16 protein-coding genes are annotated in these 15,777 nt (G+C 66.5%); 2 read left to right on the top strand and 14 right to left on the bottom strand.

All coding sequences use genetic code 11. The features are described from left to right. Position 1: 1 nt before the first annotated feature. From ybgF to RBT42_RS08235, 12 genes are all read right to left on the bottom strand, one after another. Positions 2 to 784 (bottom strand): tol-pal system protein YbgF, encoded by a 783-nt coding sequence (ybgF, locus tag RBT42_RS08290; protein WP_320364014.1) that lies wholly within the window; start codon positions 782 to 784, stop codon positions 2 to 4. Positions 785 to 826: 42 nt separating this feature from the next. Beyond that, positions 827 to 1,369, bottom strand: coding sequence for a peptidoglycan-associated lipoprotein Pal (gene pal / locus RBT42_RS08285; protein ID WP_320364012.1), 543 nt, complete (start codon positions 1,367 to 1,369; stop codon positions 827 to 829). A 52-nt stretch (positions 1,370 to 1,421) separates the two neighbouring features. Continuing rightward, complete coding sequence (tolB, locus tag RBT42_RS08280; RefSeq protein WP_413785870.1) at positions 1,422 to 2,741, bottom strand: Tol-Pal system beta propeller repeat protein TolB; 1,320 nt, start codon at positions 2,739 to 2,741, stop codon at positions 1,422 to 1,424. Positions 2,742 to 2,806: 65 nt separating this feature from the next. Beyond that, complete coding sequence (gene rng, locus RBT42_RS08275) at positions 2,807 to 4,309, bottom strand: ribonuclease G (protein ID WP_320364009.1); 1,503 nt, start codon at positions 4,307 to 4,309, stop codon at positions 2,807 to 2,809. 10 nt (positions 4,310 to 4,319) lie between these two features. Beyond that, a complete protein-coding gene (locus tag RBT42_RS08270; RefSeq protein ID WP_320364007.1) occupies positions 4,320 to 5,015 on the bottom strand; it encodes an NAD(P)H-binding protein in 696 nt (231 codons plus the stop codon). A gap of 29 nt (positions 5,016 to 5,044) precedes the next feature. Beyond that, entirely contained in the window at positions 5,045 to 5,668 is a 624-nt protein-coding gene (locus RBT42_RS08265; protein ID WP_320364005.1) for a Maf family protein, read from the bottom strand. 1 nt (position 5,669) lies between these two features. After that, positions 5,670 to 6,137 (bottom strand): 23S rRNA (pseudouridine(1915)-N(3))-methyltransferase RlmH, encoded by a 468-nt coding sequence (gene rlmH, locus RBT42_RS08260; RefSeq protein ID WP_320364003.1) that lies wholly within the window; start codon positions 6,135 to 6,137, stop codon positions 5,670 to 5,672. Beyond that, the gene (gene rsfS, locus RBT42_RS08255; protein WP_320364001.1) at positions 6,137 to 7,003 is read right to left on the bottom strand and encodes a ribosome silencing factor; all 867 of its coding nucleotides are present in this window, start codon (positions 7,001 to 7,003) and stop codon (positions 6,137 to 6,139) included. The genes rlmH and rsfS overlap by 1 nt, the downstream gene beginning before the upstream one ends. Continuing rightward, positions 6,990 to 7,664: a nicotinate-nucleotide adenylyltransferase gene (nadD, locus tag RBT42_RS08250; RefSeq protein WP_320363999.1), complete on the bottom strand. Its 675-nt coding sequence runs from the start codon at positions 7,662 to 7,664 to the stop codon at positions 6,990 to 6,992. The genes rsfS and nadD overlap by 14 nt, the downstream gene beginning before the upstream one ends. A gap of 22 nt (positions 7,665 to 7,686) precedes the next feature. Next, complete coding sequence (gene hemF, locus RBT42_RS08245; RefSeq protein WP_413785873.1) at positions 7,687 to 8,595, bottom strand: oxygen-dependent coproporphyrinogen oxidase; 909 nt, start codon at positions 8,593 to 8,595, stop codon at positions 7,687 to 7,689. A gap of 55 nt (positions 8,596 to 8,650) precedes the next feature. Then, positions 8,651 to 9,937, bottom strand: a complete 1,287-nt coding sequence (gene purD / locus RBT42_RS08240) for a phosphoribosylamine--glycine ligase (protein ID WP_320363994.1) — start codon at positions 9,935 to 9,937, stop codon at positions 8,651 to 8,653. A 25-nt stretch (positions 9,938 to 9,962) separates the two neighbouring features. Then, positions 9,963 to 10,685: a YebC/PmpR family DNA-binding transcriptional regulator gene (locus RBT42_RS08235; RefSeq protein ID WP_320363992.1), complete on the bottom strand. Its 723-nt coding sequence runs from the start codon at positions 10,683 to 10,685 to the stop codon at positions 9,963 to 9,965. 208 nt (positions 10,686 to 10,893) lie between these two features. Between RBT42_RS08235 and RBT42_RS08230 the strand changes: the two genes are divergently transcribed. Further along, positions 10,894 to 12,456, top strand: a complete 1,563-nt coding sequence (locus RBT42_RS08230; protein ID WP_320363990.1) for a helicase HerA-like domain-containing protein — start codon at positions 10,894 to 10,896, stop codon at positions 12,454 to 12,456. Positions 12,457 to 12,505: 49 nt separating this feature from the next. On the opposite strand, the gene RBT42_RS08225 is transcribed toward RBT42_RS08230, so the two are convergent. Together RBT42_RS08225 and lplT are read right to left on the bottom strand one after the other, a co-directional pair. Beyond that, on the bottom strand, positions 12,506 to 12,952 hold the full coding sequence (locus RBT42_RS08225; RefSeq protein WP_320363988.1) for a hypothetical protein: 447 nt from the start codon (positions 12,950 to 12,952) through the stop codon (positions 12,506 to 12,508). A gap of 100 nt (positions 12,953 to 13,052) precedes the next feature. Continuing rightward, positions 13,053 to 14,342, bottom strand: coding sequence for a lysophospholipid transporter LplT (lplT, locus tag RBT42_RS08220; RefSeq protein ID WP_320363986.1), 1,290 nt, complete (start codon positions 14,340 to 14,342; stop codon positions 13,053 to 13,055). 199 nt (positions 14,343 to 14,541) lie between these two features. Between lplT and alr the strand changes: the two genes are divergently transcribed. Next, positions 14,542 to 15,651: an alanine racemase gene (gene alr / locus RBT42_RS08215; protein WP_320363984.1), complete on the top strand. Its 1,110-nt coding sequence runs from the start codon at positions 14,542 to 14,544 to the stop codon at positions 15,649 to 15,651. Positions 15,652 to 15,777 lie beyond the last annotated feature (126 nt).

Below are 15,777 nucleotides of genomic sequence, written 5' to 3'. Positions count from 1 at the left end.
GTCACTTGCCCTTGGGCATGGTCAGCAGACGGTCACGGGCCGCCTGGGCCGCCTCGGTCTGCGGGTACTGCTTGACCAACTGCTCCAGCACCTTGCGGGCGCTGGCGTTGTCCTTGAGCTCCAGGTGGCAATTGCCAATCGATAGCAGGGCCTCGGGAGCCCGAGCGTGGTCAGGCGCCTGATCAACCAGTTTCTTGAACGACTGGATGGCCGGCTTGTAGGCCCGCAAGCCGTAGTGCGCGTTGCCCAGCCAGTACCAGGCCGACTCACGGTAGCCGGTTTGCGGATAGGTCTGCAGCAGCTTGTTCAAGCCTGCGGCGCCCGCCGCGAAGTCGGCCGCCCGCAGGTGGGCCAGGGCCTCCTCGAACACCCGTTTCTCATCCGGCATCACCTTGAAGGACTTGCCATCCACGGCCACGGTCTGCGGCTCGAGCTGGCGCAGCCGCTCTTCCTGAGCAGTCTGCGCGTCCTTGAGGCGACGCTGCAGCTCGGCCACATCACGCAGCAGCAACTCCTCCTGCCCGCGCTGGCGTGCCAGATCGGCACGCAGCTGCTCCACCTGCCCGTTCATCTCCAGCAGGCTGCGCTTGAGCTGGTCCACCTGGGCTGACAAGGCGGCGTGGGCCGCCTGATCTTGCGCACGCAGTTGACGCAGGTCCAGGATGGCGCGACGGGCTTCGTCATCCCCGAACAGGGCCGCGTGGGCACTGACCGACCCGAGGGCCGCGGTCATCACGAACACCCAGGGACGCAGGCGCACCAGGAAAGGCTGAACATCAGGCATGAGCTGTCCTCAAGAAACGGGCAAAACGAGCGTCGGGGGCGATCAGCGGTCCTTGATCTCGGCGCGGCGGTTCTGGGCCCAGACGGCTTCGCCCGCACCTTGGGCTGCAGGGCGCTCTTCACCGAAGCTCACGGCCTCGATCTGCTCGCCCGACACACCCAACAGCGTCAGCGACTTCTGCACGGCTTCGGCACGCTTTTGACCCAGGGCCAGGTTGTACTCACGACCACCGCGCTCGTCGGTGTGACCTTCGATGATGACCTTCTTGGCCTTGTTGGCGTTCAGACGCTTGGCGTGGCCGTCGACGGCACCGGTGAACTCGGACTTGACGACGAAGCTGTCGAAGTCGAAGTAGATGACGCGGGTCAGGCCGCTGGCATCGGCGCCGGCGTTCTGGTCCGGCACCACGACCGACGCGACGTTGCTGGACGAAGCGGCATTGGCATCGGCGCCGGGCGTGGCCGAGGTGATCGGGGCAGCGCCCGAACCGGCTTGGTCATCGAGCTTGACGGCCGAGCCGCAGCCAGCCAGGGTCAGGACAGCGGCGCTCACGGCCGAAACGAACAGGGTGCGAGAGAAGTTCATGGTGGATCTCCAGTGAGAGTGATCGGGACAACAGGGAAAACGGCGAACAAATTCAGCGACGTGGGGGCAGCACATGGGGACCCCACACCGGCTCACGCACGTCGGCCTGGGTGGTGGCCAGACGCGCCTTGATGCGACCATCGAGCGAGGTCGTCATCAGCACGTCGCGCCCTTGGGCGCGGGTGGCGTAAATGATGAGCTTGCTGTTGGGCGCAAAGCTCGGGCTTTCATCGTCGCGGGTGTCGGTCAGCGGCGTGACCTTGCCGGAGGCCAGCTCCATCAGGTGCAGGCGGTAGCCGGCGTCCACCTGGCTGATGTAGGCCATGTGGCGGCCATCGGGGCTGATGGCGGGGCTGATGTTGTAGCCGCCCTGGAAGGTGACGCGACGCGGCTGACCGCCCGAAGCAGGCACCGTGTAAATCTGGGGGGCGCCGCCGCGATCGCTGACGAAGTACAGCGTGCGGCCATCGGGCGACCAGGCCGCCTCGGTGTCGATGGAAGCGCTTTGCGTGACGCGCTGCAGGCCCTGACCGTCGGCGCCGATCAGGTACAGCTGCGAGCCCCCGTCGCGACTGAGGGTGACGGCCAGCTGACGCCCATCGGGAGACCAGGCCGGCGCGCTGTTCGAGCCCTTGAAGCCCGCGACCACGCGGCGGCGCCCCGTGCTCACCTCCTGCACCACGACCACCGGCTTGCCGCCCTCAAAGGAGACATAGGCCAGACGCTGGCCATCGGGTGACCAAGCGGGCGAGATGATGGGTTGCGAGATCGTCAAGGGAGCCTGCGCGCCCTCGCCGTCGGCATCAGCCACGACCAGGGTGTGGCGTGCGCCGGCCTTGCTGACGTAGGCGATGCGGGTCGAGAACACGCCCATGTCGCCCGTCAGGCGCTGGTAGATGTCATCGGCAATGCGGTGAGCGGCCTGACGCAGGTCGCCGGCCGTCACGACCAGACTGATGATGCCGCTGCCTTGGCCCTTGAGCACATCCCAAAGCTGGTAGCGGATGTCGAAACGACCATCAACCAGCGGTGTGGCCGAACCGGTCAGCAGCGCATCGGCGCCCTTGCTACGCCAGTCGGGCAGCGGGGGGCGGCTGGTGTCGTCGAGCCGGTCGGCCGAGGCGTCGAGGATGCGAAACAGGCCGCTGCGCTCGAGGTCAGCCTTGATGATGCGCGAGAGGGGTTGCGGCACCCGCCCTTCGTCACGGAAGGCGCCGATGGCGATGGGAATCTGAGTGGCCCCGACACCGGAGATCTCGACACGGAACTGGGCCTGGGCCGCCTGCCAAGGCCACACGGCACCGCCTGTGAGCAGCGCCAGACCACCCAACATGCGCTGGGCGGCAGCGCGGCGGGAGGGGGATTGCGTCATGGGTCCGTTACCTGACAAAAATGAGGACAGACCGACATTGTGCCGCGGGACGGCACCAAGTTCCCTCACAGCAACACAATGTCGTACTGTTCGGGTGACATGGACGGCTCGGTCTGCAGCGACACAGGCTTGCCGATGAAGTCGCTCAGGCCGGCCAGGTGCTGGCTTTCCTCGTCAAGCAGCATCTCGACCACGGCCGCGCTCGCCACCACGCGGAACTCCTTGGGGCTGAACTGGCGCGCCTCGCGCAGGATCTCGCGCAGGATGTTGTAGCAGACGGTGCGCGCGGTTTTCACCTGACCGCGCCCCTCGCAGGTCGGGCAGGGCTCGCACAGCATGTGGGCCAGGGACTCGCGGGTGCGCTTGCGCGTCATCTCCACCAGGCCCAGCGGCGAGAAGCCGCTGACGGTCAGCTTGGTGCGGTCGCGGGCCAGTTGCTTGCGAAACTCGGCCAGCACGTTCTCACGGTGGTCTTCGCGCAGCATGTCGATGAAGTCGACGATGATGATGCCACCCAGGTTGCGCAGGCGCAGTTGGCGCGCAATCGCCTGCGCCGCCTCCAGATTGGTCTTGAAGATGGTTTCGTCAAAGTTGCGGGCGCCCACATAGCCGCCCGTGTTGACGTCGACCGTGGTCAGGGCCTCGGTCTGGTCAATGATCAGGTAGCCACCCGACTTGAGCTCCACGCGCCGCGCCAGCGCCCGCTCGATCTCGGTGTCGATGTTGTACAGATCGAAGATGGGGCGCTCGCCCTTGTAGTGCTGCAGCTTCTCGACCGAGGTGGGGGTGAACTCCTCGCCAAAGGTCTTGAGCGCATCGAACTGGATCAATGAATCGATGCGGATGCTCTGCACCTGCTCGTTGACCAGATCACGCAGCACGCGCTGGGCCAGATTCAGCTCCTGGTAGAGCAAGGTGCCCGGTGGCGCTTTCATGCCGTGTTCGCGGATCGTCGCCCAGGTCTTGCGCAAGTAAGCGATGTCCACGGCCAGTTCGTCGTCGCTGGCGTCTTCGGCATTGGTGCGCAGGATGAAACCGCCCGAGCGGGTGCGGCCTTCACGGCTGTCGGCCTCGCCCAACAGGCGCAGCATGCGTTCACGCAACTGATCACGCAGCTCGGGCGAGCCGATCTTTTGCGAGATGCCCAGATGGTCGTCTTGCGGCAGGAACACCAGCAGGCGACCGGCCACGCTGATCTGGGTGGACAGGCGCGCGCCCTTGCTGCCAATCGGATCCTTGATCACCTGCACCATCAGGGTCTGGCCCTCGTGCACGCGCTTTTCGATCGGCACCTGCACCTCGGCCGAGCGCGGGTGCGAGCGGGCCGCGCCGTCCTCGCGGTGCAGGTCGGCCACGTGCAGGAAGGCCGCACGCTCCAGGCCAATGTCGATGAAGGCCGACTGCATGCCAGGCAGCACGCGCACCACCTTGCCGGTGTAAACGTTGCCGACCAGACCGCGCTCCAGCGTGCGCTCGACGTGCAACTCCTGCACGGCCCCGCTCTCGATGATGGCGACGCGGGTTTCCTGGGGCGTCCAGTTGATGAGGATGTCTTGTGATTGGGGCATGAGCGGCAATTTACCGCATGCCACGCAGATGAACGTTGCTCAGCACATGCCAGCCGGGCCGCTCGTCGCGTGCCGCAGACAGGAGGCCCGCCGCGACCTGCGCGGCCTGTACGGGTTTGTAGCGATCGGGCATCAGCCAGCCCAGAGCCAGGCCCAGGCGCTCGGCCAGGCGGAATTCACCGCGCTCACCCGCCAACAGCGAAGGCTGGGCCACGCACACACTGCGGTATTCCAGCTCGGCCAACGCGTCTTCCAGCTCACCCTTGATGCGGTTGTAGAACAAGCGGGAGTCGGCATCGGCCCCCAGCGCACTGACCAGCAAGAGCTGACGTGCCCCTTGCGCGCGCGCCAGTTGGGCCAGCTTGAAGGGGTAGTCGAAATCGACCTGGCGAAACGCGGCCTGCGAGCCGGCCTTGCGGATGGTGGTGCCCATGGCGCAGCACACCCAGTCGACCTCGAACAGCGCCACATGGCGATCGAGCCGGTCGAAGTCCACTTCGCAGACCTGCAGACGCTCGTCACCCGCCGGGTGGCCCGCGCGGCCGAGCAGCTCACGGCGCGACATGGGACGCCGGGTGAGCGCCCTCACCTCGCCCACCGTCGGGTCGACCAACAACTGGTGCAAGAGCTCACGCCCGACCAGGCCGGTGGCACCAGCCACCAGCACGCGGCGGCGTTCAGACGAGGACGGAGCGGACGCGGACATGGCGATGACGCAGCCCCTTGTGGCAGGAACTAGAAGACCCAGCCCAGCGGCTTGAGCAACTCGGCCGTCTCGAACAGGGGCAGGCCCATGATGCCACTGTAGCTGCCATCGATGTGCTGCGTCCAGGCGCCGGAGCGGCCCTGGATGGCGTAGGCCCCGGCCTTGCCCATGGGCTCACCGCTGGCCACATAACGACGGATCTCGTCGGCGTCCAGCGGACGCCAGGTCACGTGCGAGGTGCTCAAGCGCAGTTGCCCATGCACCACCACCGCCGTCAACACGCGATGGGTACGCCCGGACAGCAAGCCCAACATGCGGGCCGCATCGGCATCGTCGACCGGCTTGGCGAGAATCTGGTCGCCCAGGGCCACGGTGGTGTCGGCACACAAGATGGGCGCCTCCAACCAGTCGTACCCCACCTCGGCACGGCGGCGCACCAAGCGCTCGCGCGCGGCCTCCCACTTGGCGAAGGTCACGCGCTGCACATAGTCTTCGGGCGACTCGCCGGCGCACTCGGCTTCGAGCGCCTCAGCGTCTTCGTGCGCATCAGGCAGCAGCAGGCGATGGCTCACCCCCAGCTGATCGAGCAGCTGGCGGCGACGCGGGCTTTGCGAGGCCAGATACAGCCAGGGAGGGGCGGCGTGATCGGGCATCTCAGGCACGGTGATAGGGATGGTTGTTGCGCAAGGACCAGGCGCGGTAGAGCTGCTCGAGCAGCAGCACACGCGCCAGGGCGTGCGGCAAGGTCATGTCCGACAGGCGAATGGCCTCATCGGCGGTTTGCTTGAACGCCGGGTCGATGCCGTCAGCCCCACCGATGATGAGGGCGACATCGCGGCCATCGTGCAGCCAGGCTTCGGTGCGCTCGGCCAGCTGCACGCTGGTCAGGCGCGAGCCGCGTTCATCGAGGATGACGCGGCGCACGCCCCGGTCGATCGCCGCTTCCATGCGGGCGGCTTCGGCCTGCATGATGGCAGCGACGGGCTTGCCTTCGCGGGGTTCAGCCTTGAGGGCCTTGACCTCCACCTTCCAGTCGGGCGGGAAGCGCTTGAGGTAGTCCTCGCACGCTTCGTTCGCCCAGTCAGGCAGGCGGTGGCCAATGGTGACCACCGTCAGCTTCATCAGCGGGCCGTCTTCTTGGCTGTGGTCTTCTTGGCAGGCGCCTTGTTGGCGGCCACCTTCTTCACGGCCACCGGCTTGGCGGCGACTTTCTTGGCTGCCACCTTCTTGACCGCGACCTTGCGGGCCGGGGCCTTCTTGGCGGCCGGCTTCTTCTCAGGCGCGTTGATGACCAGCTTCTTCACCGTGGCGGCCGTCTTGGTCGCGGCCTTCTTGGCGGCCACCTTCTTCACTGCAACCGTCTTGCTGGCGACCTTCTTGGCGGCGACCGGCTTGGCTGCCGTGGTCTTGCTCACAGCCGCTTTGCTCGCGGTCTTGGTAGCGGCCTTCTTGGCAGCCACCTTCTTCGCGGCCACGGGCTTGGCGGCAGCCGTCTTCACAGCGGCCTTCTTCGCCGCAGGCTTCTTGGCGGCCGGTGCCGTGGTGGCGGCCTTGCGGGCGGACGTGGTCTTGCCGGCGGCCTTCTTGGGCTTGGCCGGCGCTTCATCGTCCATCGGCTCGGAGGCCTTCACCAGACCGGCCTTGGCCTTGGTCTTGATCGCCACGGGCTTCTCACCCCAGATCTCTTCGAGCTGGTAGTACTGGCGGATGGCGGGCTGCATGATGTGCACCACGGCCGCACCGCAGTCCACGATGATCCACTCGCCGTTTTCTTCGCCTTCGACGCGGGGCACCGGGAAACCGGCATCCTTGACCGACGTGCGCACGCTGGTGGCCAGCGACTTGGTCTGACGGTTGGAAGAGCCCGTCGCGATGATCACGCGCTCGAAAAGCGGCGACAGGTGTTCGGTGTTGAACACGGCGATGTCTTGGGCTTTGACATCTTCCAGGCCATCGACGATGGCGCGTTGCAGTTTACGGATGTCCATTCAGTGGGGTGCGCCCGGAGGCATAGAGTTGATGGTTGGCAATATAGCGCGCCACTGGCAGGGACACCAGAGCGGGCACGAGAGAGAAAGGATCGTCTCCGCGACCCAGACGGGTCCGGATTTCGGTAGATGAAACGTGCAGCGCGGGCAGAGGCAGGGTCACCACCCGGTGGGGATGGGCCGCCAGCTCTGCCGAGGGCCGAGGGGGCTCGTCGCCCCGACAGGCGACCGCCACGGTGACACGGCCCAGCAGCTCGGGCCAGTCGCGCCAGGTGCTCAGGTTGGCGTACTGGTCCTGCCCCATGATGAGGAACCAGGCGATGTCTGGCTCGGCTCCCTGCGCCGCTTGCAGCGCCCGCACCGTGTCCAACGTGTAAGACGGGCCGGCACGCTGCACCTCGATCGGGTCGACCACGAACCGGGGCTCGTGGGCGGTGGCTGCCTGCACCATGGCGATGCGGTGAGCGCCATCGGCCAAGTTGCGTTGCTTTTGCCAGGCCTGCCCCACCGGGATCCAGCGCACCTCGTCGAGTTGCAGGTGCGCCAGGGCGGTCTCGGCCAGCGCGACGTGCGCGACGTGAACGGGGTCGAAACTCCCGCCCATCAGCCCGACGCGACGCACCGCAGTGCGGACGTCTGCAGGGGCATCCGGCTCGGTCACACGCGCAGCGTTCGTCAAAGGCTCAGACCCAGTCCCGCGCAGGCAGGAAATCGGTGTACAGCGCGGCCTCGGGCGTGCCCGGCTCGGGGTGCCAGTCGTAGCGCCACTTCACGATGGGCGGCATCGACATCAGGATGCTTTCGGTGCGACCGCCCGATTGCAGGCCGAACAGGGTGCCCCGGTCCCAGACGAGGTTGAACTCGACATAGCGGCCCCGGCGATAAGCCTGGAAATCGCGCTCGCGCTCGCCGTAGGGTGTGTCGCGACGGCGCTGCAGGATGGGCAGATAGGCCTCGGTGAAGGCATCGCCCACCGAGCGGATCATGGCAAAGCCACCGTCGAAGCCCAGCTCGGAAAAGTCGTCAAAGAAGATGCCGCCGATGCCGCGGGCTTCGTTGCGGTGCTTGAGGAAAAAGTACTCGTCACACCAGGTCTTGAAGCGCGGGTACTTGTCGTCGCCAAACGGAGCGAGCGCGTCCTTGCACACCTGATGGAAGTGCACGGCGTCTTCGGCAAAGCCGTAGCTGGGCGTGAGGTCCATGCCGCCCCCGAACCAGGCCACCACGCTGCCATCGGGCTTGTGGGCCGCCAGCATGCGCACGTTCATGTGCACGGTGGGCGCATAGGGGTTGCGCGGGTGGAACACCAGCGACACACCCATGGCCTCGAAGGGACAACCGGCCAGCTCGGGCCGGTGCTGCGTCGCCGAGGGCGGCAGTTGCGGCCCCTTCACATGCGAGAAGTTGCAGCCACCGCGCTCGAGCACCTGGCCCTCTTCGACCAGGCGAGAGCAACCGTCGCCCTGCAGGCGTTCACCAGGCGCCCGCGTCCAGGCATCGCGCAGGAAGGGCGTGCCGTCTTCGGCCTCAAAGGCCGCCACGATGCGGTCCTGCAGACCGAGCAGGTAGGTGCGAACGGCGTCGGTGTTCATGGGCGTGCTCATGGGCGTCGGGGTGGGCGTCAGGTCAACGGGGGCCGGCACCGGGTCAGCGGGCCTTGATGGCGCGCCAGCCGATGTCGGTGCGGAACTGCATGCCGTCGAACTGGATGCCACGCATGTAGTCGTAGGCGCGCTGCTGGGCCAGTTTGGCGGAGTCGCCCAAGGCGGTCACGCACAGGACGCGGCCACCGCTGGTGCGGATCTGGCCGTCTTCGCCCATGGTGGTGCCGGCGTGAAACACCATGGCGTCGTCGGCATCGGCCGGCAAGCCGGTGATGACATCGCCCTTGCGTGGGTTGAGCGGGTAGTCGGCGGCGGCCAGCACCACGCCCAGGGCCACGCGGCGGTCCCACTCCAGCTCGACCTGGTCCAGCGTGCCGTCGGTGGCGTGCAGGAACACGTCGATCAGATCGCTCTTGAGGCGCATCATGATGGGCTGGGTTTCCGGGTCGCCCATGCGGCAGTTGAACTCCAGCGTCTTGGGGTTGCCCTGCGCGTCGATCATCAGGCCGGCATACAGGAAGCCGGTGAAGGGGATGCCGTCCTTGGCCATGCCCGCCAGCGTGGGCTGGATGATGTCCTGCATGGCCTTGGCGTACACATTGGGCGTGACCACCGGAGCGGGCGAGTACGCACCCATGCCGCCGGTGTTGGGGCCTTCGTCGCCGTCGAGCAGGCGCTTGTGGTCCTGGCTGGTGGCCAGCACCGACACGTTCTTGCCGTCGGACATGACGATGAAGCTGGCCTCTTCACCGGCCAGGAATTCTTCGATCACCACACGGGCGCCGCCCGCGTTGTGCTGCACGCCCAGCTTGTTGTCCAGCAGCATCCAGTCCACGGCCTGGTGGGCTTCTTCCAGCGTCATGGCCACGACCACGCCCTTGCCCGCCGCCAGGCCATCGGCCTTGATGACGATGGGCGCGCCGTGCTTGTCCACATAGGCATGGGCCGCTTCCGTGTCGGTGAAGGTCTCGTAGAAGGCCGTGGGGATGCCATGGCGCTTCATGAAGTCCTTGGCGAAGGCCTTGGAGCTTTCCAGCTGTGCGGCCTTCTGCGTGGGACCGAAGATGCGCAGGCCACGGGCGCGGAACTCATCCACGACACCCGCCGCCAGCGGGGCCTCGGGGCCCACCACGGTCAGCACGATCTTGTTGGCCTGGGCAAAATCGGCCAGGGCCTTCACGTCGGTGATGGGCACATTGACCAGGCGCGCATCACGCGCCGTGCCGCCGTTGCCGGGGGCCACATACACCTTGGAGGCTTTGGGCGACTGCGCCAGCTTCCAGGCCAGGGCGTGTTCACGGCCACCAGAGCCAATGACGAGGATGTTCATACAGTGACCTGCTCTCTCAATTCACTCAATTCAATTCGGCGTTGTGATAGACCTCCTGGACATCGTCCAGGTCTTCCAGCACATCCAGCAACTTCTGCATGCGGGCCGCATCGTCGCCCGTCAGCTCGATGGTGTTCTCGGCACGCATCGTCACCTCGGCCATTTCGGCATTCAGACCGGCGCCTTCCAGCGCCGTCTTCACGGCCTCGAAGTCGGCCGGGGTGCTCAGCACCTCAATGGAGCCGTCTTCGTGGGTGAGCACGTCTTCGGCGCCGGCCTCCAGGGCCACTTCCATCACCTTGTCTTCGCTCACACCCGGGGCAAACAGGAACTGGCCCACGTGCTTGAACTGGAAGGCCACCGAGCCTTCGGTGCCCATGTTGCCACCGTATTTGCTGAAGGCGTGGCGCACCTCGGCCACCGTGCGCACCCGGTTGTCGGTCATGCAGTCGACGATGATGGCCGCGCCGCCAATGCCGTAGCCTTCGTAGCGGATTTCTTCGTAGGTAACCCCGTCGAGGTTGCCCGTGGCCTTGTCCACGTTGCGCTTGATGTTGTCGGCCGGCATGTTGGCCGCCTTGGCCTTTTCAATGGCCAGGCGCAGGCGCGGGTTCATGTTGATGTCGGCGCCCCCGGCACGGGCCGCCACGATGATTTCACGGGTGATGCGGGTCCACACCCGGCCGCGCTTCTCGTCTTGGCGACCTTTGCGGTGTTGGATGTTGGCCCACTTGGAATGACCGGCCATGGCGTGTTGCTCCGGATGAGAATGTGCGATGTGAACGACAGACGGCGCCCCGGCGAAACACCGGCGCGCGCATGAAAAGGGCCGCAGCGCAAGCTGGGCGATACTGTGATTTTACCTGTCGGTGGACTTGACCCGGATCATGCGGCACGCACGCCCCGTCAGACCGACCGAAGTCCGATTTTTTTGACTGTTGTGGAGCCCCCGCATCATGGCCAACCCCATCCTGATTGCCCGGCACGGTGAGACCGAATGCCACCTGCTGCCTGCCCTGGCCAACCGCCACGGCCTGATCACCGGCGCCACAGGCACGGGCAAGACCATCACGCTGCAGGGCCTGGCGGAAGGCCTGTCCAATCTGGGCGTGCCCGTCTTCCTGGCCGACATCAAGGGCGACCTGACCGGCATCTCGCAGGTGGGCAGCGTCTCGCCCAAGCTGGCCGGGGTGCTGGCCGAGCGCGGCATCGAACCGCCAGCGCCTCAGTCCTGCCCCACCACACTGTGGGACGTGTTCGGCGAGCAAGGCCACCCCGTGCGCGCCACCATCTCGGACATGGGCCCGCTGCTGCTGGGCCGCATGCTCAACCTGAACGACACCCAGGCCGGCGTGCTGCAACTGGTGTTCAAGGTGGCCGACGACAACGGCCTGCTGCTGCTTGACCTCAAGGACCTGCGCGCCATGCTGCAGCACGTGGGCGACAACGCCAGCCAGTTCACCACGAGCTACGGCAACATCAGCCCGGCGAGCATCGGCGCCATCCAGCGCGGCCTGCTGCAAATCGAAGAGCAAGGCGGCGACCGCTTCTTTGGCGAGCCCATGCTCAACATCAGCGACTTCATGCAGACGGTCGATGGCAAGGGCGTGGTCAACATCCTGGCGGCCGACAAGCTGATGCACTCGCCCCGCCTGTACGCCACCTTCCTGCTGTGGATGCTGTCGGAGCTGTTCGAAAGCCTGCCCGAGGTGGGCGACCTCGACAAGCCCAAGCTGGTGTTCTTCTTTGACGAGGCTCACCTGCTGTTCAAGGATGCGCCCGCCGCCCTGGTCGAGCGCATCGAGCTGGTCGTGCGCCTGGTGCGCTCCAAGGGCGTGGGCGTGTACTTTGTAACCCAGAACCCGCTGGACATCCCTGACACCGTGCTGGGCCAACTGGGCAACCGCGTTCAGCATGCGCTGCGCGCCTTCACCCCACGTGACCAGAAGGCCGTCAAATCGGCGGCCGACACGATGCGCGCCAACCCAGGCCTGGACATCGCCACGGCCATCACCGAGCTGGCCGTGGGCGAGGCCCTGATCAGCCTGCTCGACGAAAAGGGCCGCCCCGGCGTGACCCAGCGTGTGTTCGTGGTGCCCCCCGGCAGCCAGATCGGCCCGATCACCCCGGCGCAGCGTCAGGCCCTCATCAGCCAGTCGCTGGTGGCGGGCGTGTACGAACAGGTGGTGGACAGAGAGTCGGCCCACGAGAAGCTCAAGGGCCGCGCCGCGGGTGCCGCTGCGCCGACGGCCCCGCAGGATGCCGAGAACCGCAGCCTGCGCGACGAGGCTGAGGATGCCGTGCGGACACCCCGCCCTGCCCCTTCACGGACCGGCCGCAGCGCGCCCGCGGAATCAGGAGGCGGCTGGCTGGGTGACCTGCTGCAAGGCAGCGGCCGCAAGGACTCGGTGCTGGAGACGGTGGCCAAATCGGCCGCGCGCACCATCGGCTCGACCGTGGGCCGCGAGATCATCCGCGGCGTGCTGGGCTCGCTGCTGGGCGGCAGTCGCCGCCGCTGACACGGCGCTCCCCGCGCCCTGGCTGTCGATCTGCCGGCTCCCGCCGCGCTCAGCGGCGCTGCCAGCCGCCGCGGTCGTTGTCACGCTCGTTGTGGCGACCACCGCGACGATCGTCATGGTGATGGTGATGGTGGTGGTGGTGGTGCCGACGGTGATCGTGGCCCCAGCGAGCCCGGTCTTCACGGTACATGCGGGTGGGCGGCGCGTACACCACAGGGAGCGGGCGGTATCCATGGCCCGGCATGACCACCACCGGCGGACGCGGGTGATGCACTACCACGGGTGGCGGCGCGTACACCACGACGCCCGGTTGGGTGTACACACCGCCGCGGGTGTTGGAGACGGCGGTGCTCACGCGACCCACGCCCTGCACCGGCGCGTCGACATTGACCGCCCAGTAAACCTTGTCTGCGGCCTGCGCGGCCACCGCGGCCAAACCCAGACCCGCCATCACCGTCAGACGCGACAGCCATGTTTTCATTGATGAGGTACGCATGAAAGTTCTCCTTTGAGACTTCAACGCGCTGCCCTCAGGCCCCGCAGACACACGGCGTGTAAAGCGATGTAAGGGCTTGTTTCCGGACCGCCACGGCCGCTCAATGAGGGTGGTGATGCCCATCGCTGCGCGCGATCTCCAGCAGGCGGGCCACCTCATCAGGGTACTGGCGCACATTGCGGCGATGCCACAGGCCGATCAGCAGCATGGTGCTGGCCACGACCAGGCCAAACGCCGTGATCGCACCGTACGCTGACAAGCCGGAATGGGTCAGGCCAGCGTACATCAGGCCCAGCAACAGGATGCAGGCTTGCTCGTTGAAGTTCTGTACTGCAATCGAGCGCCCGGCCCCCATGAGGTTGTGCCCCCGGTGCTGCAGCAGCGCATTCATGGGCACCACCAAAAAGCCACCCAGGGCGCCGAGGATGATCATGAACGGCACAGTGACCGTGATGTCACGCAGGAAGTTCATGCCCAGCACCAGCAAACCCATCGCCACACCCAGAGGGATCACCAGCGTGGCCCGGTCCAGGCGCATCTTGACCGAGGCCCACACGGCACCCACGGCCGTGCCAATGGCCACCACCCCCACCAGGGCCGAGGCCTTCGTGGTGTCGTAGCTCAAGGCCACGGCGGCCCAGGCCAGCACGATGTAGCGCAGGTTCCCCGACACCCCCCAGAACAGCGTGGTCGTCGCCAGCGAGATCTGGCCCAGCTTGTCGCGCCACAGCCGCGAGTTGCACGAAGCGAAGTCACGCACCAGGAAGAGCGGGTTGGCGGCGTAGGGCTGCAGCGGCGTGTCGGTGCGCGGGATGCGCAGGTTGAACAGCGAGGCGATGACGTAGAGGATGATCAGGGTGGCAATGGCGGCCTCGGCGGGGGTGTGGATCCCGGTGTCGACCCAAGGCAGATCGATGGACAGCAACCACGGCGCGATGGTGTGACCCATCAGCTGCCCACCCAGCACCACGCCCAGGATGATGGAGGTGATGGTCAGACCTTCGATCCAGCCATTGGCCTTGACCAATTGGGATGGCGGCAGCAGCTCGGTGAGGATGCCGTATTTGGCCGGCGAGTAAGCCGCAGCACCCAGCCCCACCACCGCGTAGGCCAGCAGGGGGTGAGAGCCGAAAAGCATCATCAGGCACCCCACCACCTTGATGGCGTTGGAGATGAACATGACCTTGCCTTTGGGCCACGCATCCGCAAAAGCCCCCACAAAAGGCGCCAAAATCACGTAAAAGAGCGCAAACATTGGCACCAGGGCCGCTCGCTGCCATTCTGGCGAGCCGTCGGTTCTGAGCAGTTCCACCGCAGCGACGAAGAGCGCGTTGTCGGCCAGCGAGCTGAAGAACTGCGCCGCCATGATGGTGTAAAAGCCTTTTTTCATGCGCGAGCGTCGTGAGAGATCGTTTTTCGTGAGTTGCATGCCAGACCGACGAACATGTCCTGGCACCACGAAGCCCCGGTCACATCTACGGCCGCCGGTTATAGCACGGCCTCCCATTCTGCACGCCGGAGCCCGACAAGCTGACGCATGAACAAGGGAGGCGCTGGCGCGCCGCCACCAGGGTGGCAAAATCACATCCATGCCGCGCCCGCTCCAAGCCCTGATCCACCTCGACGCCCTTCACCACAACTTGCAGCGAGCCCGCGAATGCGCCCCCGATGCCCGCGTCTGGGCAGTCGTCAAGGCCCATGCATATGGACACGGCCTGCAGCGCGTGTTCGAAGGACTGCGCAGCGCCGATGGCTTTGCCCTGCTCGACATCGCCGAGGCCCAGCGCCTGCGCGACCTCGACTGGCGCGGCCCCATCTTGCTGATCGAAGGCGTGTTCGACGCCCGCGACCTGGAATGGTGCTCGCGCCTGGGCCTGTGGCATGTGGTGCACTGCGAAGAGCAGATCAACTGGCTGGCCCAGCACAAGAGCGAATGGCCGCACCGCGTGTTCCTGAAGATGAACACCGGCATGAACCGCCTGGGCTTCACGCCGCAGGCCTTCCGCAACGCCTGGCTGCGCCTGAGCGCCCTACCCCAGGTCGACGAGGTGTCCTTCATCACCCACTTCTCGGATGCCGACAGCCCCAAGGGCATCGCGCAGCAGGCCGAGGTCTTCCTCACCCACACGGCCGACCTGAGCGGCGAGCGCAGCCTGTGCAACAGCGCCGCCACGCTGCGCCATGCGCACGACCCGGCCATCCGCGGCGACTGGATTCGCCCTGGCGTGATGCTCTATGGCGCCTCGCCCGACTACCCCGAACACGACGCCCATCACTGGAACCTCCAGCCCGCGATGACACTGCACAGCAAGCTCATCGGCGTTCAACACCTCAAGGCGGGCGACACAGTCGGATACGGCAGCACCTTCACCGCCGAGCGCGAGATGCGCGTCGGCGTGGTGGCCTGCGGCTACGCCGACGGCTACCCCCGCCACGCCCCCACCGGCACACCCGTGCTGGTCGATGGCGTGCGCGTGCCGCTGATCGGCCGCGTGTCGATGGACATGCTGGCCGTGGACCTGAGCGCCGTGCCCCAGGCCCACCTGGGCACCGAAGTCACGCTGTGGGGCCGCGGTCCGCACGACAGCCTGCTGTCGATCGACGAGGTGGCGCAGCACTGCGGCACGATCGGCTACGAGTTGATGTGCGCCCTGTCGCCGCGCGTGCCGGTGGAAGTCCTGCAGCCCCATCAGGGGTGATCTGCATCGATCGAGCGGCTTTCACACGCATTTGGCACACTGAGCACCGCGCTCCGCGCACCCTTCTTGCTTCACCACTTTCGGCGCCGCCGCCCTGTCAGCGCGCGGGCCGAATCGGAACCCCAC

It is taken from the genome of Aquabacterium sp., assembly GCF_034003525.1.
Lineage (GTDB): Bacteria > Pseudomonadota > Gammaproteobacteria > Burkholderiales > Burkholderiaceae_C > Aquabacterium.
This window is presented reverse-complemented; position numbering and strand designations above follow the sequence as displayed.